26 protein-coding genes, 1 pseudogene and 1 riboswitch are annotated in these 22377 nt (G+C 71.5%); of the genes and pseudogenes, 13 read left to right on the forward strand and 14 right to left on the reverse strand.

Annotation, left to right across the window (positions count from 1 at the left end):
• From AF1_RS12115 to AF1_RS12125, 4 genes and pseudogenes are all read right to left on the reverse strand, one after another.
• A pseudogene (locus tag AF1_RS12115) lies at positions 1 to 602 on the reverse strand (MFS transporter); the annotation flags it as partial.
• Positions 599 to 751: a hypothetical protein gene (locus AF1_RS34260; protein WP_157419172.1), complete on the reverse strand. Its 153-nt coding sequence runs from the start codon at positions 749 to 751 to the stop codon at positions 599 to 601. The gene AF1_RS34260 and the pseudogene AF1_RS12115, both read right to left, overlap by 4 nt.
• A 16-nt stretch (positions 752 to 767) precedes the next feature.
• On the reverse strand, positions 768 to 1163 hold the full coding sequence (locus tag AF1_RS12120) for a hypothetical protein (protein WP_067796785.1): 396 nt from the start codon (positions 1161 to 1163) through the stop codon (positions 768 to 770).
• Between the two features lie 72 nt (positions 1164 to 1235).
• Positions 1236 to 2987, reverse strand: a complete 1752-nt coding sequence (locus AF1_RS12125) for a DUF2207 domain-containing protein (protein WP_067796788.1) — start codon at positions 2985 to 2987, stop codon at positions 1236 to 1238.
• Between the two features lie 216 nt (positions 2988 to 3203).
• Between AF1_RS12125 and AF1_RS12130 the strand changes: the two genes are divergently transcribed.
• The 5 genes from AF1_RS12130 to AF1_RS12150 all read left to right on the forward strand — a co-directional run bounded on the left by AF1_RS12130 (position 3204) and on the right by AF1_RS12150 (position 6397).
• Positions 3204 to 4088: a neutral zinc metallopeptidase gene (locus AF1_RS12130; RefSeq protein ID WP_067796791.1), complete on the forward strand. Its 885-nt coding sequence runs from the start codon at positions 3204 to 3206 to the stop codon at positions 4086 to 4088.
• A gap of 168 nt (positions 4089 to 4256) precedes the next feature.
• Entirely contained in the window at positions 4257 to 4688 is a 432-nt protein-coding gene (locus AF1_RS12135; RefSeq protein ID WP_067796794.1) for a helix-turn-helix domain-containing protein, read from the forward strand.
• Positions 4685 to 5116, forward strand: a complete 432-nt coding sequence (locus AF1_RS12140; protein WP_067796797.1) for a hypothetical protein — start codon at positions 4685 to 4687, stop codon at positions 5114 to 5116. Before AF1_RS12135 ends, AF1_RS12140 begins: the two co-directional genes overlap by 4 nt.
• 164 nt (positions 5117 to 5280) lie before the next feature.
• Positions 5281 to 5646, forward strand: a complete 366-nt coding sequence (locus AF1_RS12145) for a DUF2516 family protein (RefSeq protein WP_242608584.1) — start codon at positions 5281 to 5283, stop codon at positions 5644 to 5646.
• Positions 5647 to 5662: 16 nt separating this feature from the next.
• The gene (locus AF1_RS12150; RefSeq protein WP_067796800.1) at positions 5663 to 6397 is read left to right on the forward strand and encodes an alanyl-tRNA editing protein; all 735 of its coding nucleotides are present in this window, start codon (positions 5663 to 5665) and stop codon (positions 6395 to 6397) included.
• Positions 6398 to 6464: 67 nt separating this feature from the next.
• On the opposite strand, the gene AF1_RS12155 is transcribed toward AF1_RS12150, so the two are convergent.
• Positions 6465 to 7106 (reverse strand): TetR family transcriptional regulator, encoded by a 642-nt coding sequence (locus AF1_RS12155; RefSeq protein WP_067796804.1) that lies wholly within the window; start codon positions 7104 to 7106, stop codon positions 6465 to 6467.
• Positions 7107 to 7177: 71 nt separating this feature from the next.
• Here AF1_RS12155 and AF1_RS12160 point away from each other — a divergent pair, with 71 nt between their 5' ends.
• Complete coding sequence (locus AF1_RS12160; protein ID WP_084262811.1) at positions 7178 to 9493, forward strand: MMPL family transporter; 2316 nt, start codon at positions 7178 to 7180, stop codon at positions 9491 to 9493.
• 12 nt (positions 9494 to 9505) lie between these two features.
• On the opposite strand, the gene AF1_RS12165 is transcribed toward AF1_RS12160, so the two are convergent.
• The 4 genes from AF1_RS12165 to AF1_RS12180 are packed head-to-tail and all read right to left on the reverse strand — an operon-like array spanning position 9506 to position 11093.
• Positions 9506 to 10063, reverse strand: a complete 558-nt coding sequence (locus AF1_RS12165; protein WP_067796809.1) for a hypothetical protein — start codon at positions 10061 to 10063, stop codon at positions 9506 to 9508.
• A 40-nt stretch (positions 10064 to 10103) separates the two neighbouring features.
• On the reverse strand, positions 10104 to 10493 hold the full coding sequence (locus AF1_RS12170; protein WP_067796812.1) for a hypothetical protein: 390 nt from the start codon (positions 10491 to 10493) through the stop codon (positions 10104 to 10106).
• Positions 10490 to 10729, reverse strand: a complete 240-nt coding sequence (locus AF1_RS12175) for a ribbon-helix-helix domain-containing protein (protein WP_067796816.1) — start codon at positions 10727 to 10729, stop codon at positions 10490 to 10492. The genes AF1_RS12170 and AF1_RS12175 overlap by 4 nt, the downstream gene beginning before the upstream one ends.
• A gap of 40 nt (positions 10730 to 10769) precedes the next feature.
• Positions 10770 to 11093, reverse strand: a complete 324-nt coding sequence (locus AF1_RS12180) for a hypothetical protein (RefSeq protein ID WP_067796820.1) — start codon at positions 11091 to 11093, stop codon at positions 10770 to 10772.
• A gap of 185 nt (positions 11094 to 11278) precedes the next feature.
• On the opposite strand from AF1_RS12180, the gene AF1_RS12185 reads away from it, so the two are divergent.
• The gene (locus AF1_RS12185) at positions 11279 to 12118 is read left to right on the forward strand and encodes an SMP-30/gluconolactonase/LRE family protein (protein WP_067796943.1); all 840 of its coding nucleotides are present in this window, start codon (positions 11279 to 11281) and stop codon (positions 12116 to 12118) included.
• A 138-nt stretch (positions 12119 to 12256) separates the two neighbouring features.
• A riboswitch (cobalamin riboswitch) is annotated at positions 12257 to 12450 on the forward strand.
• Positions 12451 to 12484: 34 nt separating this feature from the next.
• Positions 12485 to 13099, forward strand: a complete 615-nt coding sequence (gene bluB, locus AF1_RS12190; protein ID WP_067796945.1) for a 5,6-dimethylbenzimidazole synthase — start codon at positions 12485 to 12487, stop codon at positions 13097 to 13099.
• Here the strand turns inward: bluB and AF1_RS12195 are convergent.
• The gene (locus AF1_RS12195) at positions 13008 to 14195 is read right to left on the reverse strand and encodes a glycosyltransferase 87 family protein (protein ID WP_131732337.1); all 1188 of its coding nucleotides are present in this window, start codon (positions 14193 to 14195) and stop codon (positions 13008 to 13010) included. The two genes, bluB and AF1_RS12195, sit on opposite strands and share 92 nt — an antisense overlap.
• Before the next feature lie 133 nt (positions 14196 to 14328).
• Here AF1_RS12195 and AF1_RS12200 point away from each other — a divergent pair, with 133 nt between their 5' ends.
• From AF1_RS12200 to AF1_RS12215, 4 genes are read left to right on the forward strand one after another with little or no spacing between them, the layout of a single operon-like run.
• Positions 14329 to 15444, forward strand: a complete 1116-nt coding sequence (locus AF1_RS12200; RefSeq protein ID WP_067796826.1) for a sensor histidine kinase — start codon at positions 14329 to 14331, stop codon at positions 15442 to 15444.
• The gene (locus tag AF1_RS12205; RefSeq protein WP_067796828.1) at positions 15441 to 16100 is read left to right on the forward strand and encodes a response regulator; all 660 of its coding nucleotides are present in this window, start codon (positions 15441 to 15443) and stop codon (positions 16098 to 16100) included. Before AF1_RS12200 ends, AF1_RS12205 begins: the two co-directional genes overlap by 4 nt.
• 38 nt (positions 16101 to 16138) lie before the next feature.
• Entirely contained in the window at positions 16139 to 16522 is a 384-nt protein-coding gene (locus AF1_RS12210; RefSeq protein ID WP_084262814.1) for a BlaI/MecI/CopY family transcriptional regulator, read from the forward strand.
• Positions 16519 to 17427, forward strand: coding sequence for a M56 family metallopeptidase (locus AF1_RS12215; RefSeq protein ID WP_067796834.1), 909 nt, complete (start codon positions 16519 to 16521; stop codon positions 17425 to 17427). The genes AF1_RS12210 and AF1_RS12215 overlap by 4 nt, the downstream gene beginning before the upstream one ends.
• Here the strand turns inward: AF1_RS12215 and AF1_RS12220 are convergent.
• Both AF1_RS12220 and AF1_RS12225 read right to left on the reverse strand, forming a co-directional pair.
• The gene (locus AF1_RS12220) at positions 17384 to 18865 is read right to left on the reverse strand and encodes a DHA2 family efflux MFS transporter permease subunit (RefSeq protein WP_242608583.1); all 1482 of its coding nucleotides are present in this window, start codon (positions 18863 to 18865) and stop codon (positions 17384 to 17386) included. The genes AF1_RS12215 and AF1_RS12220 overlap by 44 nt on opposite strands.
• A 48-nt stretch (positions 18866 to 18913) precedes the next feature.
• Positions 18914 to 19402 (reverse strand): MarR family winged helix-turn-helix transcriptional regulator, encoded by a 489-nt coding sequence (locus AF1_RS12225; RefSeq protein ID WP_067796840.1) that lies wholly within the window; start codon positions 19400 to 19402, stop codon positions 18914 to 18916.
• A gap of 222 nt (positions 19403 to 19624) precedes the next feature.
• Between AF1_RS12225 and trpS the strand changes: the two genes are divergently transcribed.
• Positions 19625 to 20656, forward strand: coding sequence for a tryptophan--tRNA ligase (trpS, locus tag AF1_RS12230; protein WP_067796843.1), 1032 nt, complete (start codon positions 19625 to 19627; stop codon positions 20654 to 20656).
• Here trpS and AF1_RS12235 read toward each other — a convergent pair.
• The gene (locus AF1_RS12235; RefSeq protein ID WP_067796845.1) at positions 20653 to 21270 is read right to left on the reverse strand and encodes a TetR/AcrR family transcriptional regulator; all 618 of its coding nucleotides are present in this window, start codon (positions 21268 to 21270) and stop codon (positions 20653 to 20655) included. The genes trpS and AF1_RS12235 overlap by 4 nt on opposite strands.
• Before the next feature lie 91 nt (positions 21271 to 21361).
• Positions 21362 to 22174, reverse strand: a complete 813-nt coding sequence (locus AF1_RS12240) for a class I SAM-dependent methyltransferase (protein WP_067796848.1) — start codon at positions 22172 to 22174, stop codon at positions 21362 to 21364.
• Between the last annotated feature and the right edge of the window lie 203 nt (positions 22175 to 22377).

Here is a 22377-nt window from a genome sequence, read left to right on the forward strand (position 1 = left end):
GGGGCCGCCGGGGGCGGCGCCGACCGGGCCGCGTGCGCCGCGCGCCGAGCCCGCGGCACCCACAGCAGCCCGGCGAGCGCCGCCGGAATCGTGAGCAGGCCGAGCGGCAGCCGCCACGTCGCGCCGAAGAGGTGCTCGACCGGCACGGCGACCCCGGACGACAGGGCCGCCCCGCCCGTCACCGCGACCGTGTAGACGGCCGTCACCGTGGTGATCCTGGCCGGATGGTCCCGCTTGATGATCGAGGGCATCGCGATGTTGCCGATGCTGATCGCGATGCCGGCGACCAGCGACCCGGCGAACAGCGTGACCGGGCCGTCCAGCAGCCGCAGCGCCAGCCCGGCCACGAGCAGCGCCATCGCGCCGACCAGCAGTGTCTCGCCGCGGGGGGCGCGCGGCAGGAACGCCGCGACGAGCCCGTAGGAGCCGAAGAAGGCGAGCGGAAGCGTGGTCAGCGCGCCCGCCGCCGTCCCGGACAGGTCGAACGCGTCGCTGATCTCGGTCAGCAGCGGCCCGACCGCCGCGACCGCCGGCCGCAGGTTGACCGCCACCAGGACGATCATCAGCAGCGAGCCGGCCACCCCGGCACGCCGTGCGGTCACCGCGCGTCCTCCTCACCGGGCGCCTCCTCCGGCCGCGCCGGGCCTGTGTCCGTGCGCCGCCGCGCCGCGAGGCGGGCCACCCGGACATCGTAGGCGAGCCGCATCCTCAGCACCCCGGCGTGCGACAGCGCCCGGTTCGTCTCCCGCACCGCCGTGTCAGATGCGTCAGCGGGGCTTACGGAGGCCGAACAGGCGTCTCCGCGGTCTCCCGGTCGCTCCCGCGGCCACCTCGGCCGCCCTGCGCGCCTCGGCCTCCTCCTCGCGCTCCTTCTCGCGGACGGCCTGCTCACCGGCGCGTCCGTACTCCACGCGTGCCGTGACCTCGCGATGCGTCACCGAGGGCGCCGGGTCGCGGCGCGACCGCTGGGACGGGCTGCCCTTGATGATGCCGCCCTGGACGGGCCCGCGGTTCGGGAGGCCGCCCCTCGGCATCCGGCCGCGCGGGCGCCTGCGGGACGCCGTCAACGTGACCACGACCCAGAAGACGACGGCCAGGAAGATGAGGGCCGGGCCGATGGCCATGAAATAGGCGTCCCCGAGGCGGGTGGAGCTGGCGAGCATGAGGCGACACCTCCTCGCCCCAGCCCTACCCGGTGCCGCGCCGTTAACCGCCCGGCGACCGCGCGGCGCCGGTCACATGCCGCGCGACTGGGAGATGGACCCCGACGTGGCTAGCGTGAACGTCCGCATCGACTCAGCGAACTTGGACAGGTCCCATTCGGCCGGGCCCTCGTACCAGTAGAGGTTGTCGGCGCCCTCGGCCCGCTCGCCCGCGTCCTTCACCGTCTCCGCCCACTTCGGGACGGTGTCGAATATGACCGCGTACGGCAGGAAACGGGAGAACAGCGCGATCCGCTGGCGGGAGGCGATGGTGTCGCCGTCCGGGATGGCGCCGCGCTCCAGGAACGCGCGGAAACCGATCGTGTGCGCGAGGACGGTGGCGCCGCGCGCGGTCTTCGCCGGCATGTACTGCCCGCCGTAGGCCAGCGCCGCGCCCGCGATGATCAATGCGAGGCCGGCGAGCGCCCACTCGGTGGTGAGGGCGAGCGCGACTGTCGCCGCGATGCCGAGCACCGTCACCAGGATGCCCGTGACCGTCCAGCGGGACCGGACGGTGTCGGGACGCCGCGCGAACCAGCCCTGCTTCACCACGTCGTCGTACATCGCGGACCTGACCTGCGCCAGCTTCGTCGCGAACGTTCCGCCGAGCTCCGACAGCTTGACCGCGTCGCGGCCGGTGCCGTCCGGGGCGGTGAGCAGCGCGTCCAGCAGGATCCGCTCGTAGGGGAGCAGGTCGGTCTGCGGGCGGTCGAGGCGGCGCAGCGTCCAGTCCAGGCGGCCGGTGACGGCCCTGTCCTCCTCCTCGATCAGCAGGTAGCCGCGCACGGCGAGGTCGACGATCGTCGCGGTCACGTCGATCACGTCGGCCTGCTCGTCGATCAGCGTGCCGATCTGGCCGGGCCGCACCCCGTCCGGCGGCTCGAACTCCGCCCCGGCGATCGGCGCCTGGTCGCCCTCGGCTGCCTTCTTGCCGACGACCCGGGCGTCCCGCCCGCGCAGCAGGTAGAGGACGGCGACGCCGCCGACCAGCAGCACCAGCAGGCCGGCGAGCGCGGCCCCGGTGACGGCGTTGACGGAGAACGCGGTCGCGACCGTGTGGCGGCGCTCGTAGATCGCGCGGCCCCCGGTCGTGCCGGCGGGCAGGCCCGCGACGACGGTCAGGTACTCGCCCGGCAGCATCCCCTGCTGGGCGTAGACGCCCTGCGTGTGCGTGTGGTTCGTGTAGTACTGGGTGCAGCCGATCATGCTGCCGATCGGGCCGGTGAAGCAGTTGACGCTGCGGATCATCGCACCGGCGTCCACGGTCGCCTTCGCCTCGTCCACCGGGACCTTCCAGCCGCCGACCACCGGCCAGCGCAGCTCCTCCGACGCCCCCATCTGGGTGATCGCGCCGCGCAGGTCGTACTGCAGCACGACCGTGCGGTCACCGGTCAGGTTCTTGGCGCCGGTCACCTTCACGGTCGTCCTGGTGCCCCCGCTGGACGCGGCGACCTGTGTCGGCCCGCCGTCCGGGCTGGACGCGCGCAGGTCCGTGAGCTTGTAGACGCGGTCCTCGGACAGGCTCTCGTGGCTGCGGGTGGGGAACGTCCGCTCGAAGCCCCTGTGCCCGGCGAACCGGTAGACGATCGTCTCCTTCACCTTGGTCGTACCGCCTTGACCCGCGGTGAGGACGACCTCGTCCTTGAGAACCCGCTCCGCCGCGGCGGTCCCCGCCGACGCCGCGGAAGGGGTGGCCGTCACCGGCAGCAGGGCCACGGCCGACACCGCGGCCGACATCGTCAGGGCAACCGGCCGGAACCGGAACAACGCCGCAAGAGCAGACATGGCCGCAAATAGTATCGGCAACGCGTGCGATGATTCTGCGCTATGGCAGGTCATTACCCCCCGCCGCCTCCTCCGCCGCGGCCTCCGGCACCGCCCTACGGCGGGCCTCCCCACGGTGGTCCCCCGTACGGAGGGCCGCCCTACGGGGCCCCGCCCCCGCGCGGGGCGGGTTACGGGCCCCCTGCCTACGGGCAGCCGCAGTACCGGTATGTCCCGATGCGGCCACCGCCGAGGCGCAGCGCCGGCGGGACGATCGCGGGCATCTTCGGCGGGCTGACCGCGCTCGTCGTCCTCGCCATCCTGGGGTTCTCCGCGCTCGGCGGGATGCAGACCGCGGCCGGCGGCACGCGGACGCCCACCTCGTCCGGCGGCGCCGCGGTGTCGCCGAAGGAGAAGGCCACCAACAACAGGCTGTACAAGACGGGCCCGCTGACCTCGGTGAGCTGCCGGCTGCCGGGCATCCTGCCGTCCACCGAGTCGATGCGCGGCTTCATGGACACGCTGAGCGACTGCCTCGACCAGGCGTGGACGCAGCAGTTCAGGAAGGCCGGGATCGCGTTCGACAAGCCCGACCGGGTGTTCTGGACCGAGCCCGGACGCAGCCCGTGCGGCAGCTACCCGGCGCCCGGCGCCTCCGCGTTCTACTGCCCGGCGAACAACACGATGTACGTCGGGCTCCGGCACGTCGTGGAGACCTCGGGCGGCGAGCCGCTGTCCCACTACGCCGTGTACGCACGGGTGATCGCGCACGAGTACGGGCACCACGTCCAGGACCGCGCCGGAATCCTCCTCTACGGGGACCGGCAGATCGAGACCGGCGACACCGCGACGCGCAACGCCGCGAGCCGCCGCATCGAACTGCAGGCGCAGTGCTTCGCCGGCGCGTTCCTCGGCTCGGAACGCGCCACGCTGCCGATGACGCGCGAGCAGTACGTCGCGATGATCGTGGACGTCCGGGGCCGCGGCGAGGACCGCAAGCCGCCGGACGAGCGCGACCACGGCTCGGGCAACCACTACGCGGGCTGGGTGGTCGCCGGCTTCGACGGACGCGACCTCACCGTCTGCAACACCTGGATCGCGCCGCCTGCCAAGGTGAGCTGAGCGCTGCGCGAACTCGCGGCTGAGCACCCGTCTTCGTGACCTGCGGCCCGGCGCCGTCCACCCGGACGGTGCCGGGCTTTTTCGACCTTTCCAGCATGTGAGGCGACTCACCGCGAAGTGCTAGCTGGCCTGCTTGCAATTGCAAGCATCATGACGCAGTGTGGAGGTATGGCAAGTTCGAAGGTCGGCTCCATCGGGGAGTACATCCGGGAACAGCGGACGCGCGCGAAGATCTCGCTGCGCCAGCTCGCGGACGTCTCGGGGATCTCCAATCCGTACCTGAGCCAGATCGAGCGCGGCCTGCGCAAGCCGAGCGCCGAGATCCTGCAGCAGATCGCCAAGGGGCTGCGGATCTCCGCCGAGGCGCTGTACGTGCAGGCGGGCATCCTTGAGGATCGCGAGGCCGACACCGACGTCCAGGCCGCGGTCCGGGCCGACCTCCTGCTCACCGAACGGCAGAAGCAGGTCCTGCTCGACATCTACGCGTCGTTCCTCAAGGAGAACGAGGCCACCGGCGTGCTCGCCACCGAGCCCGCCGGCGCAGCCGGCGCAGAACCGCAAGCGCCACACGAACAGAACGGAAAGGATGAGGTCGGATGACGCTGGCCAACAACCTCCGAGAGAACAAGGCCGTCTACGCCGTGGCCGGCGCGGGCGACTTCGCGGTGGAGAAGCTCCGTGAGGTCCCCGGGCAGGTGGACCGCTACCGCGAGCAGGTCCGCGAGACCGTGCAGCGCTACCGGGGCGAGGTCACCCGGTACCAGGAGCGCGTGGACGCCAAGGACCTGCCGGGCGCGGCCGTCGCCTACGCCACGCACTTCGGCACCCGTGCCGTCGAGTTCATCGACGAGCTCGCCGAGCGCGGCAAGAAGGTCGTCAACCGGCAGGCCGTCGAGATCGCCGAGATCACCGACACCGAGTCCAAGCCGGCCACGAGGACCCGCACCCCGCAGCCGCGTAAGAGGACCACGTCCACGACCGCGACCGCGACCGCGCGGCGGCAGACCCGGACCACCGCCAAGAAGTGACGCCGTGGGCCGCCGAAGGAGCTCGGCCGGGAACACCCGGCCGGGCTCCTTCGTCTGTTCCAACAGGCTGCCCAGGCGGACGGTGCGCATAGGGTTGGGGCAGCAAGACGCCGTGTGAGCGACAAGGGGTCGCCGTCCGAGACGAGCAGGAGCGCTGATCGCCGATGTCGGGCTTCAACGTGCTGGACTACTTCTTCTGGCTGCTGCTGATCATCGCGTTCGCGATGGAGGCGTGGGCGCTGATCGACTCGCTGACCGTGCCCGTCGGCGCGTACTCGGCCGCCGGCAAGCAGAGCAAGAAGCTCTGGATGATCATCTTGATCGTCGCCACCGTCGTCGGCGGCGCCTACGCGGTCGCGCCGGCCGCGCTCGGCGCCAGCCCCATCGCGCTGCTGCTCGGCATCCTCCCGGTCGCCGCGTTCATCGCCGCGGCCGTCTATCTGGCGGACGTCCGTCCGGCCGTCGGTCCGTACAAGAAGAACAACGGCGGGCGCGGCGGCTCCCGATCGGGACCCTACGGCCCCTGGTGACCCCTAGTGTGAGGTCATGAGCACGGAGACCCTCGGACGCACCACCCGGCTGGAACTGGGCGACCAGGCACTGCGGGAATGGGAGGCCGTCGTCCTCGACGCCGGACCGGACGGCATCGTCCTCGACCGGTCGGCCTTCTACCCGGGCGGCGGCGGCCAGCCCCCGGACCACGGCGTCCTGCTCTGGCAGGGTGTGCAGACCCGCATCGGCGGCGTTCGCAAGGGCGACGACCTGGCGCTCATCCCCGTTGAGGGCGACCCGCTGCCGCCCGCCGGCACCGTCGTGCGGGGCGCGGTGGAGGACGAGCGCCGCACCGCCCTCATGCGCACCCATTCCGGCCTGCACCTGCTGTGCGGGGTGGTGTTCCGCGACTACGGCTGCCTCGTCACCGGCGGGAACATGGAGCCGCTGACCGCCCGCATGGACTTCGACCTGCGCGAGGTCCCGCCCGGCTTCAAGCAGGCCGTCGAGGACGCCTGCAACGCCGAGGTCGAGGCCGACCGCCGCATCGACGTCAAGACCCTGCCGCGCGCCGAGGCGTTCGAGATCCCCGACATCATCCGGACCGCGACGAACCTGGTGCCGCCCGAGGTGCAGGACGTCCGCATCGTCGACATCGTCGGCCTCGACACCCAGGCCGACGGCGGCACCCACGTGGGCTCCACCAAGCAGATCGGCCGCATCACGGTCGCCAAGGTCGAGAACAAGGGCCGCGGCTTCCGCCGCCTCCGCATCAAGATCAGCGACTAGCGGACCGGGCACCGGCGCGGCGGGCGCCTCCGCCGTGCCGGTGCCCGGCGGTCCAGGGACGGGCGGTCTAGGGGGACGGGCGGGACAGGGCGTCCACGGAGACGAGGCCGTGTTCGACGATGTCCACGGCGCGGTCGAGGGCCGTCCGCATCGAGAGAGGGTCGTAGCCCTCGCGGCGGCAGTGCGCGACGACCGCCTGCATGCCGCCGATCGCTATGCCGGACGCGGCCACGGCGTCGATCTCCGAAATGTCGGGGCAGAGGTCGCGTAGCAGCGCTTCGATCGCTTCCTGGGCGCCCGTCATCCGCTGGAGCGCGCGGGCCCGCAGGCCGGGACGTTCCAGGACGAGCGCGACCTGCACGGCCCCGTACTCGCGGTGCTCCGCCACGACCGCGTTGAGGACGTCCACGATGCTGCGCCGGATCGTCTCCATCGGCGTCTCGCCGGGGGTGCGGCGCAGCCGCTCGGCGACCTCGGCGAGCCGGTCGTCGATCTCGGCGAAGACCACGTCCTCCTTGGACGGGAAGTAGCTGAAGAACGTGCGGGGCGACACGTCCGCGGCGGCGGCGATGTCGGCGATCGTCGTCTCCTCGTAGCCGCGCTCGGCGAACAGGCGGAGCGCGGCGGTCGCGATGGCCTGCCGGGTGCGCCGCTTCTTGCGTTCCCGCAGGCCCGTCGGCACCTCCGGCCGCTCCGCCTCGTCGTCCATGTGACGGACGTTACCATGTCTGCAAAGTTGCATCTATTGCAAATATGCAGCGATAGGTGTTCTCTGCGACCATGGCGCGATTTCTGGACGCACTGGGGCGTCTCTGCGTGCGGAGGCGGCGCACGGTCTTCGAACTGTGGGTCGCCGTCATACTGGGCGCGGGGGTCCTCGGCATCATGCACGGGGGCATGTTCGTCCAGCAGAGCACGCTGCCCGGCACCGAGACGCAGCGCGCCATCGACGCGCTCGGCCAGGACTTCCCGGCGATGACCGGGCCCACCGCGACCGTGGTCTTCCACGAGACGCCGCAGGCCGGCCCGGCGGACTGGCGGGTCGCGCTCACGATCGGCCAGTCGATCGAGAACATCGCCAAGCTGAAGCGGGTCGCGTTCGTCGAGAACCCCTATGTCCCGGGCATGGGCGGGTTGAAGGACGACAACGCGGTCGTCGTCCGGCTCAACTTCACCGGGACGATGAGCGATGTCGGCCCCGCCGACCTCGACGCGCTGAACCGGGCCGTCGAGCCGGCCCGGATGGCCGGGCTGGAGGTGAAGTTCGGCGGCATCGTCGCAATGATCCTCAACCAGCCGAAGGGCGGGCCGCAGGAGGGCGTCGGGATCATCCTGGCGCTGGTGGTGCTGCTGCTGGCGTTCGGGTCGTTCCTCGCGGCGGGCATCCCGATCCTGGTGTCGCTGTGCGGGATGGCCGTCGCCTATTCGCTGATCCATTTCTCGGCGTCGCTGTTCCAGATCGCGCCGACCGCGCCGATGGTCGCCGCCATGCTCGGCATCGGCGCCGGAATCGACTACGCGCTGTTCATCGTCACCCGCTACCGGCAGCAGCTCGCCGAGGGCGACGACGTCGAGACCGCGGTCGGCCGGGCCATGGCGCATTCGGGGCACGCCGTGGTCTTCGCGGGCGGCACCGTCGTGTTCGCGATCTGCGGGCTGTTCCTGTCCGGGATCGAGTTCATCGGACGCATCGGAATCGCCACCGCGCTGGCCGTCGCGATCATGGTCGTGGCCGCGCTGACGCTGCTGCCCGCCGTTCTCGGCGCGCTCGGGCACCGCATCGACCGGTACCGGCTGCCGCGCGTCCGCCCCGACCGGAGTTCGCATCGCTGGACGGCGTGGGGGCGCCATGTGGACCGGCACGCCTGGCCTTACGCGATCGTCGCCACGCTCGTCCTGCTGGCGCTGTCCGTTCCGACGCTCAGCCTGCGGTTCGGCGTGATGGCGGACAGCATGTCGTCCCCGAAGATGGAGGCGCGGCAGGCCTACGACATCGTCGCCCGCGAGTTCGGCGCCGGTCACTACAGCCCGTTCGTCGTCGTCGCGAAAGTGCCCGGCGAGGAGAAGCGCGTCAAGCCGAAGCGGGTGGTGCCGACGGTGGACGGCCAGGAAGGGCTGTCGGGCCTGACGGGGCCCGCCGCCGTGGCCGCGCCCAGCCCGTCTCCCCGGCCCGCCCGCCCCAAAGGCGCACCGGATCCGGACAAGAAGCCCGACAAGGACGCGCTCCTCATCGGCCGGCAATTGCAGCAGCGCCTGTCCGAGGCGCCCGGCGTCGTTTTCGTCGGCGAACCGGTGGTGACCGGGAAGACGGCGGTCCTGCAGGTCGTCCCCCGCGACGCCCCGCACGCGCAGTCGACCACCGACCTCGTCCACCACCTGCGGGACGTGGAGATCCGCGCGGTCCGCGACGCGCACCCGGGCACCGAGATCTACCTGGGCGGCGAGAACCCCGCGATCATCGACCTGGCCACCACGGTCGGCGACCGGATGCTCACCGTCGTCGTGGCGGTCGTGGGCGTCGCCCTGCTGCTGCTCGTGATCGCGTTCCGGTCGGTGGTCGTCCCGGTGAAGGCCGCGCTGATGAACCTGCTGTCGATCGGCGCCTCGTTCGGCGTCGTCACCGCCGTCTTCCAGTGGGGCTGGGGCGTCGAGCTGTTCGGCGTCGACCAGGCCATCCCGATCATGTCGTTCATCCCGCTGTTCATGTTCGCCCTGATCTTCGGGCTGTCCATGGACTACGAGGTCTTCCTGCTCTCCCGGATCAAGGAGGAGTACGAGCGGACGGGGGACCCGCACGAGTCCGTGGTGACCGGTATCGGGGCCACCGCGCGGCTCATCACCTCCGCCGCGCTCATCATGATCTTCGTGTTCGCGAGCTTCGTCCCGCAGCCGGACCCGACGGTGAAGATGATGGCGCTCGGCCTCGCGGTCGCCGTCGCGATGGACGCCACGATCGTCCGGCTCGTCCTCGTCCCGGCCCTGATGAGCCTGCTGGGCCACGCCAACTGGTGGTGGCCGGGCCGCGGCCGCCCGGTCGCGCCCCCGCCGCCTCCGGAACCGGTCAGCGAACAACTGGAACTGGAGCTGACGAGCTGACCGCGAGAGGGCTCACCGGTCGACGTCGTGAGCCTCGGCGTGCTCGCGCCGGACCGTGGCGGACCGGCCGGTCGCCGTCTCGCGGAACACCGTGTCGACGGTCTTCATGCGTATTTCTTCCAGGACCGCGACCTGCGCATCCGCGCGCTCCAGCAGAGTGCGCAGCCGGCCGGCGTCCAGCCCCGGTTCCTGGTCGGCGAGGGCGAGCAGGGTGCGCCACCCGGCGGCCTTGCCCTCGACGGCCAGGCGCAGCATTTCCACTTCCACGAGATCGCTCAGGGGCGAGCGGCTGAGCAGCCGGCCGTTGAGCTTCAGCCGGCCCGCCTTCTCGGCTCCCCATGCCACCAGGCTCTTGGCCCGGTTGACCGGCAGCTCCAGCGACCGCATGATCGCCAGCAGGGCCCCGCGGTCGGCGGCGATGTCGTCCGCCAGCCGTCTCAGGCGCTCGGCGTCGCCGGAGTCGCGGTGCGCCCGCGCGACCCGGCGGGCCAGTTCCACCCCGCCGGCCGCCCCGGTCAGATGGTCGTTCAGATAGATGCGCAGCAATCCGCGGTCGTCACTTGTCGGCATCTGTCTCTGGTACCCCGAGCCGGCCGCGTAAACGGCGCTTTTACGGGATCTGCTCGACCCGGACGCCGGGGACGGCCTCGTAGACGTCGGGATCGGCGGTGATCAGCGGCCAGCGCCGCCAGCGGGCGGACCACGCGGCCTGCGCCGCGTCGATCCCCAGGTTGGGGATCGTGGTGACGAGGAGGCCGGTCTGCTGCGCGATCACGTGGTCGAGGTCGTCCACGTGCACGACCTGCATGCCGGGCAGCCGCTCCAGGACGGTGCGGCCGTGGTCCGGGACGATCTGCCACGCGCGGGCGAGCGCGGTGGCGGGGATGACGATGGTCGCGTGCTGCGCGATGGACGCGCGGAGCCGGGCACGGACATAGATGGTCTTGCCGGTGGCGAGGTCCAGGAGGGCGGTCGCGTCGAAGACGTGACCGGTGATCACGCGACGTCCCTGCGGTCCGGCGTGCCGCGTTCGACGAGACGGTTCACCATCGCCTGCTCGTCGGGGCTCGGCGGGCCGAACAGGTCGTCGATCGTGGAGGCGTCCCGCAGGTAGGCCAGCTTGAGGCGCGCCCCGTCCGCGAGGAACCCGGACACCGAGGCGATCTTCTTGTCCTCGGCGAGCCCCTGCAACGTGGCGGCAAGCTCGTCAGGGAGCGTGATGTTGAGTCTCGCCATGGGCCACACGATACACACTCGACCGCCCTCCAGTGTGTATTCAGGTGGGGGAGGCTCCGGGACGGAGGGTCGCGAGCGTCCGGGCCGGCCAGTCCCGCTCGGCGGTGGACGTCACCCGGGCGATGTGCTGGATGCCCGCCTGGAACGGCGATGCGAGCTCGTCATGGCGGAGCGCCCGGCCGTCTCCGGCGAAGAATCCGCGTTGCGGGTCGTCGAGGAAGTCGAGGCGCCGCTGGAGGACCGCGGACCGGCCCTCGGCCGACGGCAGCAGATGCGGGAAGGCCAGCAGGACGAAGTGCCGGTTGCGGTCGGAGATCTCCAGGTCGTCCGGCGCGGTGAGCCGCCGCAGCTCGTAGGCGTGCATGTCACGTTCGGCCAGGAAGCCGAGGATCGCGAGTTCGAGTATGGCCCGTACCTCCCCGATTCGAGGTACTCAGAAAGCGGCACTCCGCTTTGCGGCCCGGTTTCCGTCGATCCAGCCGGTCGCCGTTCGTATGGAGGATGGGACGGCCGGCACCGGGCCGGCGTCCGAGACGGGTGGTGATGACGATGGGCGAGGTCAGAACGCTGCTGGACGGCCGGGGACTGGTCGAGTCGCCGCGCTGGCACGGGGACCGGCTGTACTTCTCCGACTGGTCCGCGGGCGAGGTCGTCGCCGTCGGCCTGGACGGTGCCGCCGAAGTGGTCGCGCGGGTGAGGTCGCTGCCGCTGTGCACGGCATGGCTCGACGACCGGCTCATGATCGTCTCGTCGGCGGACGGGCGGCTGCTGCGCCGTGACCCCGATGGAACCCTGGTCGCCCACGCCGAACTCGGCCCATCCGGCTGGAACGACGTCGTCGCCGACGGCCGCGGCGGCCTCTACGTCAACGCCGTCGGCTTCGACCCGATGTCCGGTGAAGTGTCCAAGCCCGGGTCCGTCTCTCTGGTCGCGGACGGCTCGGTACGCCAGGTGGCGGACGACATCGCGTTCCCCAACGGAATGGCGGTGACGCCCGACAAGTCCACACTGATCGTCGCGGACTCCTACCGCCACAATCTCGTGGCCTTCGACATCGACGCGGACGGCGGGCTGTCGGGCCGCCGGGTCTGGGCCGATCTGGGGGAGGCCGCCGCCCCGGACGGCATCTGCGTGGACGCGGAGGACGCGGTCTGGTACGCCGACGTCCCCAACCGGCGCTGCGTGCGCGTCGCGGAGGGCGGCGAGATCCTGCAAACCGTCCACCTGGACCGCGGCGGCTTCGCCTGCGCGCTGGGCGGCCCGGACGGCAGGACGCTGTTCATCACCGCCGCCGAATGGCGCGGCATGACCGAGACCGAACCGGTCGCACCCGGCTCCGGCCGGATCCTCGCCACCGAAGTGGACGTCCCGGGCGCCGGCCGGCGGTAAGGACACCCGCCACCGATGACGAGCCCACGCGCCCGAACGGCCGATCACGTATGCCGGCGGATGCTCGGCTCGCTCGTGGTCGTCGGGGACGGTGACCGCCGTGGTGTTCGAAGATCAGCGGGGCGGTAGAGTCGCGGGTGGCATGAACTGACGCGGGGTGCCCCATGTGGGGAGAATCGGGAAGCCGGTGGAATTCCGGCACGGGCCCGCCGCGGTGACCGGGGAGCTGCCACCCAGGCGCGTTCGCGCAGCCACTGGCCGTCCGGCCGGGAAGGCGGGTGGTCGAGCGTCGATCCGGAAGTCCGAAGACCGGCCTCGCTCCGAACGGCCGCCGTTCACGGCGGCCCGATGCAGCGGGAGCCTGCCGTGAACGTCTATGACGCCATCCACCGCCGCCGTGACGTGCGCGCCGAATTCACCGGCGCGCCGATCCCGCCGGACGTCCTCGACCGGGTCCTGGAGGCCGCGCACGCCGCGCCCAGTGTCGGGCTGTCGCAGCCATGGGATTTCATCCTCGTGGGCGACTCCGCCGCCCGGCGCGCGTTCTACGACCACGTCCAGTCGGAACGCGCCGCCTTCGCCGCCACCCTGACGGGCGCCGCCGCCGAACGCTTCGCGCGGATCAAGATCGACGGGATTCTGGAGTCCAGCCTGTCGATCGTGGTCACCTACGATCCCGAACGCGGCGGCCCGGCGGTCCTGGGCAGGCACGCGATCGCCGACGCGGGGCTGTACTCGGTCTGCCTGGCCATCCAGAATCTGTGGCTCGCCGCCACCGTGGAGAACCTCGGCGTCGGGTGGGTGTCGTTCTATCGGGAACCGTACCTGCGCGACCTGCTCGGCATTCCCGAGGCCATCCGTCCGGTCGCCTGGCTCTGCCTCGGCCCGGTCACCCGTCTCCAATCCGCTCCGGATCTCGAACGGCACGGCTGGCGCCGGCGCCGTCCGCTGGACGCAGCCGTCCACCACGACCGCTGGTGAGAACGTACGGGGTGTTCCGAAGGCGGACGGCCATGTGGACGAGGAAGAACACGCCGGCCAGCAGGTAGCAGTTCGCGACGGGGGTCAGCAGGATGTGGAAGCCGTATTCGAGCGGGTGGCCGTTATGGGGCGTCCACCACAGCGGAGACAGTGCGAACAGGATGTAGCCGGCCAGGGCGGTCTTCCGGTTGTTGTTGCGGATCAGGACCGCCAGTGCCGGGACGATCCATGCCCAGTGGTGCGCCCAGGAGATGGGGGAGACCAGCAGGCCGGTCGCGCCTGTGACGGCTGTCGCGCTCAGCCAGTCGCCTCGCCTTGCCCATAGGGCGGCGACCGTGAGGCCGAAGACGCCGATGGTCAGCGGAATGGCGGTGTACCAGTCGCCCACCTCGCCCGTCCCCCGCAATATGCGGGTCAGCGCGCCGTACGGGGATTGGTTGCTGATGTACGGGACGCCCACGCGTGACGTGTCGTAGAACGTGCGCAGCCAATAGAGGCGGGACGCGTCCGGGGCGATGAAGCAGGCGAGCAGGGTGCAGACGGCGAAGGTCGCGGTCGCCGTGAAAGCGTCCCTCGTCCGCCGCGTCACCAGGAGCAGGACGACGAAGACGGCCGGGGTCAGCTTGATCGCGGTCGCGATGCCGATGCCGATTCCGGCGGGACGGCCGAGGGCGACGCGGTGCATGTCCGCGAGGACGAGGGCGAGCAGGAACAGGTTGACCTGGCCGAGGAAGAACGAGTGCCAGATCGGTTCGAGGAGCAGCCCCGCCGCCACGACGGCGGCCAGGGAAGCGCGGCGGCCCGTGAGTTTCAGCGTCGTCCGGCAGGCCCATGCGAAGGCCGCCAGCGAGGCCAGTTGCCACAGCATCCGGGCCGGTCGGAGCGGCAACGCGGACAGCGGAGTGAACAACGCGGCCATGAAAGGCGTGTTGGTGAACCAGTGGTCGGCGAGCTGCTCCTCGTAGAGCCTCGCGTCATCTGTTACGGCGTGCCCGCCCAGCCAGTAGATATGGAAATCCAGCGAGTCGTAGATAATGGAGAAAAGAACGATTCCAAGGATTTCGAGAGCCAGAACCAATGACACCCAGCGCTTCATGCGGATAACGGTGTCGGGCGCCACGCTCAACGGTCATCGGACCGCCGGCCACATTCCTGACGGCCGCTTGTAGCCCGGAGAATTACGCCTCTGGGCCAATGTGCCGGCGGGGGAGGGCGGTTACGCTCGCCGCATGGTCGCGCAACCGCTGAGCCGGGTACGCCACGTCTCGTGGAGGGTCCTCACCTGGGGCGGGGCCGCCCTCTACCCGGTCGTCGTCTACGTCGGGTTGCCGAACGGGCTCCTCGACGTGGAATTCCTTGCGGTGGTCGTGCTGACGGTGCTCGTCATGACGCTGCTGCGGCGCAATCCGCTGCCGGCCTTCGCGGTCCTGCTCCTCACGTGGACCGCTCCCTTGGCCGTGATGCCCAACCTGGCGATCGGCGGCCTGCAACTGGTCTTCACCGATCTCGCCGTCGGCCGCATCGCGGCCGGGTATCCGCGCCGGGTCTCGATCACCGTCGCCGTTATCGCCGGCCTGGTGCAGGCGGCCGCGGTGCTGGTCTTCCTCACCTGGATGTACATCCCGGACGTGTCCTTCTTCATCACGATCGTCCTGGCGTTGGCCGTCTCGTGGATGGTGGGGAACAGCGTCCGGGTGCGCCGCCTGCACGCCCGGGCGCTGCACGAGCAGGCGATCGCCGAGGAGCGGCTCCGGATAGCGCGGGAACTGCACGACATGGTCGCCCACAGCATCGGGATCATCGCCATCCAGGCCGGGGTGGGCGGACGGGTGATCGAGACCCAGCCGGCGGAGGCCCGTAACGCGCTGGCCGCGATCGAGGCCACCAGCCGCGACACCCTGTCCGGGTTGCGCAGGATGGTCACCGCGCTCCGCAAGGACGACCCGGGCAAGGCGCCCCTGGGGCCCATGCCCGGCCTGGACGATCTGGACCGGCTCGCCGAGGCGACGAACGACGCCGGGGTTCGCGTGGACGTCCGTATCGAAGGTGAGCCGAGGCCCCTGCCGCCGGACATCGACCTGTCCGCATACCGGATCGTGCAAGAGGCGGTCACGAACGTCGTCCGGCACGCGGACATCGACCACTGCCAGGTGACCGTCGACTACCGGGACCGGGAACTCCTCCTAGAGGTCGCGGACGACGGGCATGGCGGCGTGGTCGGTACCGGGTACGGCATCGTCGGGATGCGGGAGCGGGTCGAGCTGCTCGGCGGCGAGTTCACCGCCGGGCCGCGTCCCGGCGGCGGGTTCGGGGTGGCGGCGCGCATCCCGCTGGCGGGACGATGACGGTCCGCGTCGTCCTCGCCGACGACCAGCCGCTGATCCGCGCCGGGCTGCGCGTCCTCATCGCCGACACCCCCGACCTGGAGATCGTCGGCGAGGCCGGGACGGGCGCCGAAGCGGTCGCGCTGGTCGAGGACGTCCGGCCCGACGTGGTCGTGATGGACATCCGCATGCCCGACATGGACGGTATAGAGGCCACCCGGCGCATCACCACCGCCCGCGTCATCATGCTGACCACGTTCGACGATGACGACTACGTCTACGGCTCGCTCAGGGCGGGCGCCAGCGGATTCCTCGTCAAGGACATGGCGCTGGAGGAGATCCTCGCGGCGATCCGCGTCGTCGCGGGCGGAGACGCCCTGATCGCGCCCGGCGTCACCAGACGGCTGATCGAGGAGTTCGCCGCCCGCCCGGCACCACGGCCCGAAGCCAGACCGGTGGGCGGCGTCACCGACCGTGAACGCGAGGTCCTGACCCTGGTGGGGCGCGGCCTGAACAACCGGGAGATCGCCGAAGAGCTTTACATCAGCGTCGCCACCGCCAAGGCGCACGTGGCCCGGCTGCTCACCAAGCTCGGCGCCCGCGACCGCGTCCAGCTCGTCATCCTCGCCTACGAACTGGGTCTGGTCACGCCCCCTACAGGAGGTAGTACTACCTGACGTGGTGACCTCCATTTCGGTCGGTTAACCTTGAGGGCGTGAAGGGTCTGGGAGAGCTTGAACGCACGGTCATGGAGGTTCTGTGGGCGCGGGAGGACGCCGGTCACCCGGCGGCGACCGCTCGTGAGGTGAGCCGCGCGCTCGCCGGCGACCGGGACCTCGCGCACACCACGGTCATGACCGTGCTGGACAGGCTCGCCAAGAAGGACTTCCTCGCACGCGAGCGCGACGGCCGCGCCTGGCGCTACCACCCGGTCGCGAGCCGCGAGATGTACGTGACCGAGCTGATGCTGGGCGCCCTGAACGAGACGGGCGACCGTGACGCGGCGCTCGCGCACTTCGTCCGGTCCGTCTCGCGGGACGAGATCGACGTGATCCGGGAAACCCTCGCGGCCCTCACGAGCAAGGAACCACCCGCATGACCGGCACCGCCCTGCTCGCATTGATCTCTCTCGGGTCCGTCGGCGGGGCGCACCTCCTGTCCCGTGCCCGGTGGACGTGGCGGATGCCGCGCATCGGGATCGCCCTCTGGCAGGCGATCGGCCTGTGCTGGGGCGTCGCCACGATCGGCGCCCTGCTCGGGCTCGCTCTCCTCCCGTACCGCAAGGGCGTCCTCGGCGGGCTGCCCGGCCTGTACGGCGACCAGGGCGCCCGGCTCAACGCCATGCAGGTGACGGCGCTGCTCGGCGCCATCGGCCTCGCGGCCGTGCTGCTGGTCATGCTGATGTTCGCGATCGTCCGGGTCGTCCGGGCCCGGCGGCGGCACCGGGCGCTGCTCGCGCTGGTGTCGCGCAGCGACTCCTCCATGCCCGGCACGCTCGTCCTCGACCATCCCGGCGCCGCCGCGTACTGCGTGCCGGGCGTCCGCTCCTCCAAGGTCGTCGTCAGCGCCGGGACGCTGGAACTGCTCGACCGCGGTGAACTGGCCGCGGTCCTCGCGCATGAGCGCGCCCACGCCCGCGAGCGCCATGACCTGGTGCTGCTGCCGTTCGCGTCGCTGCGCCAGGTGTTCCCGCAGTTCCACCTGGTCGGGCGGTGCCTGGACGCGGTCGAGCTGCTGATCGAGATGGCCGCCGACGACCGGGCCAGGCACGGCCGCCCGCCGCGTGAGCTGGCGACCGCGCTGCTGCGGTTCGCCGCCGCCCGCCCGGCCGCCGCCCCGTCCGGGACGCTCGGTGTCGCGACGCACGGCGACATTCCGGTGATGGCGCGGGTGAACCGGCTGCTGGAGCCGCAGCCGCTGTCCCGCAGGCTCCGCTTCGCCGCGGCCGTCGCCATCCCGGTCATCGCCGGGCTTCCGCTGCTTCTTCTCGTCCTGCCGCACTAGCCGGAGCCGGAGCCGGAGCGGCCGGGGCCGGGCGGCGCAGCACGAGCAGCGACACCGCGAACGCGGCGATCAGCAGGCCCGCCGACACGCCGAACGCCAGGTGGTAGCCGCCGGCGAGGGCGGCCGCCGTGTCCCGTCCGTCCGCGCGGAGGGCTTCGGTGCGGGATGCGGCCAGCGTGGTCAGGACCGCGACGCCCAGGGCCATCCCCACCTGCTGGACGGTGTTGAACAGCCCGGACGCGAGCCCCGCGTCCTGCGGCCGGGCGCTCGACATGCCGAGCCCGGTCAGCGACGGCAGCACCAGCCCGCCCCCGGCGGCCAGCACGAACACCGGCAGCAGGTCGGTGACGTAGTCGGCGTCCACCGGGATGGTCGTGAGCCACCCCATCCCGGCGATCAGGAGCACCAGCCCGATCATCAGCACGGACCGCTCACCCAGCCGGTTCGACAGCCGCGCCGACACCAGCAGCGACACCGCGCCGATCGCCACGGCCGCCGGGAGCATCGCAAGGCCGGTGTCCAGCGCGCCGTACCCGAGGACCTGCTGCATGTAGAGGGCGACGATCACCTGGAACGCGAACATCGCCGCCAGGGTGAGGAGCTGGACGGCGTAGGCGCCGGCCACGTTGCGGGAGCGCAGGATCCGCAGCGGCATCAGCGGTGTCGCGGCCCGCGCCTGCCGGACGGCGAACCCGGCGAGCAGCAGTGCCGACACCCCGCCGAGGCCCAGGGTGTGCGGCGAGAGCCAGCCGTGGGCCTCGACCTTGACGATCGTGTAGATGCCGAGCATCAGCCCGGAGGTGACGAGCAGGGCGCCCGCGACGTCCGCGCCGGCGGCCAGGCCGAGGCCGCGGTCGCGGGGCAGCGCCGGGAGGGCCAGCACGACCGTGGCGAGGCCGATCGGCACGTTGATGAGGAAGATCCAGTGCCAGCTCAGCGCGTCGGTGAGCACGCCGCCGAGCACCTGGCCGATGGACGCGCCCGCCGCGCCGGTGAAGCTGAAGATCCCGAGGGCCGTCGTCCGCTCGCGGGCGTCGGTGAACAGCGTCACGAGGATGCCGAGCACGACCGCCGCGGTCAGCGCGCTGCCGACGCCCTGCAGGAGGCGGGCGGCGATCAGCACGCCGGACGTGGTGGCCGCGCCCGCCAGCAGGGACGCGGCCGTGAACACCGCGTTCCCGGTGAGGAACAGGGCTTTGCGGCCGACGAGGTCGCCGAGCCGTCCGGCGAGGAGCAGCAGGCCGCCGAACGGGACCAGGTAGGCGTTCATCACCCAGCTGAGGGCGGCGGGGGAGAAGCCGAGGTCGTCCTGGATGGCGGGGGCCGCGACGGTCACGATGCTGCCGTCCAGGATCGTCATCAGCATCGCCGTGGACAGCACGCCGAGTGCCGCCCAGCGGGATCGCAGTGGGGAGGGTGAGGTCATCTCCTGTGTCATAGGAGAGACCGTAACAGATAGTTTTGTTGGAGACGATCCTTGACGGACTTATTTTGTGCGCTGCCGGACGCGGCGGGCCGGCTGCCCGCTCACCACCGGGGTCCCCAGATGGCCGTTGACCAGGGTGTTCAGGGCGCGCAGCAGCGTCTCGCGCTCGTCGGGAGGCAGCGAGCCGAGCGCCGCCGCGTGGACGCCGTCCACGATCTCCTGGCTGCGGGCTGCGACCCGTGCGCCCTCCTCGGTGACCGCGATGATCCGGGCCCGCCGGTCCCGCGACGACGGGCGGCGCTCGGCGAGACCGGCCTTCTCCAGCGCGTCGACCGTGACGACCATCGTCGTCTTGTCCATGTCGCCGATCTCGGCGAGCTGGATCTGGGTGCGCTCCTCCTCCAGGGCGTGGACGAGGACGCAGTGCATGCGCGGCGTCAGCCCGATCTCGGCGAGCGCCGCCGTCATGCGGGTCCGCAGCACGTAGCCGGTGCGGTCGAGCAGGAACGACAGGTCGGGTTGCCTGCGTCCGGGGGCCATCGAGGTCATGCGTCCAGCCTATCCGTTTGGTTCCGTTCTGGATTATCTAGAAGCCTTCGCGTTCCGTCGTCTATCCTTGGAGCGTGAGCCGTATCGCATGTCCGAACTGGTGGCCGTCCTAGGACGGCCGGCAATCGCGCATGCATCGGGCCGTCCGCTGGACGGCCCTTTCTCCTTCTCGGCAACGAGGGCGCCCGGCGGGCCGGCCGGACCGAGCCGAGGAGAGACCCCATGCAGACCACACCCGACACCCGCAGCCGTGAGCTGGAGGAACGCATCGCCGCCGATCCCGGCGCGTTCCGGATCCTGACCGGCGACCGGCCCACCGGGCCGCTGCATCTCGGCCACTACTTCGGCACCCTCGCCAACCGCGTGCGGCTGCAGAAGGCCGGGGTCGAACTCTTCGTCCTGGTCGCCGACTACCAGGTGCTCACCGACCGGGACGTCGCCGACCACCTGTCCGAGCACGTCGAAGGGCTGGTCGCCGACTATCTGGCCGTCGGGGTCGATCCGTCCGCGGCGACGATCTTCCGGCACAGCGCCGTCCCCGCGCTGAACCAGCTGATGCTGCCGTTCCTGTCGCTGGTGTCGGTCGCGGAGCTGAGCCGCAACCCGACCGTGAAGGACGAGATCGCGACATCCCGGCAGGCGTCGGTCAGCGGGCTGATGTTCACCTATCCCGTCCATCAGGCCGCCGACATCCTGTTCTGCAAGGCGAACCTCGTCCCCGTCGGCAAGGACCAGCTCCCGCACCAGGAGATCACCCGCACGATCGCGCGCCGCTTCAACGAACGCTACGGCCCGGTCTTCCCGGTGCCGGACGCGCTGCTGTCCGCCGCGCCGAGCCTCCTCGGCGTCGACGGCCTCAAGATGAGCAAGAGCCGTGGCAACGCCATCACCCTGTCCGCCGGGCCGGACGAGACCGCCCGGCTGATCAGGCGGGCGGTGACCGACCCGGACCGGCACATCACCTACGAGCCCGAGACCCGTCCGCAGGTGTCCAACCTGGTGCTGCTCGCCGCGCTCTGCCAGGAGCGTGACCCGCACTCCGTCGCCGCGGAGGTCGGGGACGGCGGCGCCGCCGCGCTGAAGAAGGTCGTGACGGACTCGGTCAACGAATTCCTCCGCCCGCTCCGCGCCCGCCGCGCCGAACTCATCGCCGACCGGACGTACCTGCGCCGGGTCCTCGCCGAGGGCAACGCCCGCGCCAACGCCGTCGCGGACCGCACGCTGGACGAGGTCAGGTCGGCGATGGAGTCCTAACGCGGGCCGATGCCGCGCAGGACGACCGCCACCAGCTCGTCCACGGCGTCCAGGGGCACGCGGTGCGCGAGGTTCTCGCCCTGGAACAGCACCGACAGCACCGGCTCGTGGCAGGCACCGACGATCATGGAGGTGGCGGCGTCCACCGGCGCGTCCGGGGCGAGGCGGCCGAGGTCGCGTTCGGCCCGCAGGTAGCGGGCGAGCCGGGTGCGCCAGTCCTCCTCGCCGCCGCTCAGCGCCGCGAACCGGGCGAGGACCTCGGGCCGCGCGATCAGGCCGGCGAGCGCGGGCAGCAGCCCGTTGTGCAGGGTCAGGCCGTAGGCGACATACGCCCGCAGGTTCTCCTCGATCGTCGCGGTGCCGGGTTCGGGCAGCGGGCCGAGCGTGCTCGCCACCGACTCGGCGCGGGCCCGCAGCGCGTGCGCGAGCAGGTCCTCCTTGTCGGCGAAGTGGTTGTAGAGGACGCCGTCGGCGACGCCGGCCTCCCGCGCGATCGCCCGGACGGTCAGGCCGGCCGTCCCGCGCTCGGCCATCATCCGCTCGGCCGTGGCGATCAGGTGCTCGCGCAGGGTCCGGTCGCCGGTGCGCACCGCTGCCGCTTTTCGAGGTGACATCACCTCGAATCGTATTCGCCCGGCTCGAATCCGCGGGCGGCGAACTCCGGCGGGAACCCGGAACCGGCGGCTCCGTGTCCGCCGGCCCGGTTCATCTCCGTGCCCGCACCAGCCGGGCGACGCTGTGCAGGCGGACGGCGCCGTCCCGCTCGAACCGGCCCATCGCCTCGGTCAGCGTGTCGAGCAGCTCGCCGCTCGCGCCGTAGTTGTGGCGGATGGGGCCCCAGCCGGCGAAGAACTCCGCCGCGTCCCGTGCGTCCCGTCCCCAGATCTGCTCGGTCTCCACCAGGTTCGTGTGGACGTCCCGGAACCCGGCCGCCTCCAGGATCTCCTGGACGCGGCCGGGGTCGGCCAGCGACAGCGGCCCCCGGTGCCCGATCGGGGGCTCCGCGAGCGGTGGCAGCGCCGAGATCACCGTGCCGAGGTCGGACTGCGCCGGCGGTGTCATCGCGAGGAACGCCAGCCGCCCGCCGTCGCGCAGCGCCCGCCGGACGTTGCCGAACGCGGCGACCGGATCGGCGAAGAACATGACCCCGAACCGGCTCATCGCCGCGTCGAAGGCGCCCTCGGGGAAGGGGTGGATCTGCACGTCGCCCCGCTCGAACGTCACGTTCGTGACGTCCTCCTCCTTGGCGAGGGTCCGGGCGCGGTCGAGCATCGGCGCGGACAGGTCAACGCCCGTCGCGCCGCCGAGCCGTGCCCGGAGTGCCGCGAGCCGGGTGACCTGGCCGTTGCCGCAGCCGAGGTCGAGGACGCGGTCACGCGGCCCGATCGCCGCCGCGTCCAGCAGGGACTCGTTGTATCCCCCGTTGACGGCGTCGTAGCGGTCGTAGTGCCCGGCCCAGTGCTCGCCCTCATAGCCGTTCCATGCCTCGGCCTGATGGGTGTTGACGATGTCCGCCATGTCTTCTCCTTGATGTGAACGCACGTTCATGAACGTACGTTCATGCAGGGTCGCCCGTCAAGGCCGTGATGAGCGTATGCGGGAGGTCGGCGTGCTGCGGTCCGGGATCGAGGTTGCCTGCCTAAGGGCAGGGGATTCCGGCCGTCGCCGGCCGGGTTTCCCGCTTCGTCGCCGTCTGCCCGCCGGGCTCGCGCCGTTCGGGT

It is taken from the genome of Actinomadura formosensis NBRC 14204, assembly GCF_001552155.1.
Taxonomy (GTDB): domain Bacteria; phylum Actinomycetota; class Actinomycetes; order Streptosporangiales; family Streptosporangiaceae; genus Spirillospora; species Spirillospora formosensis.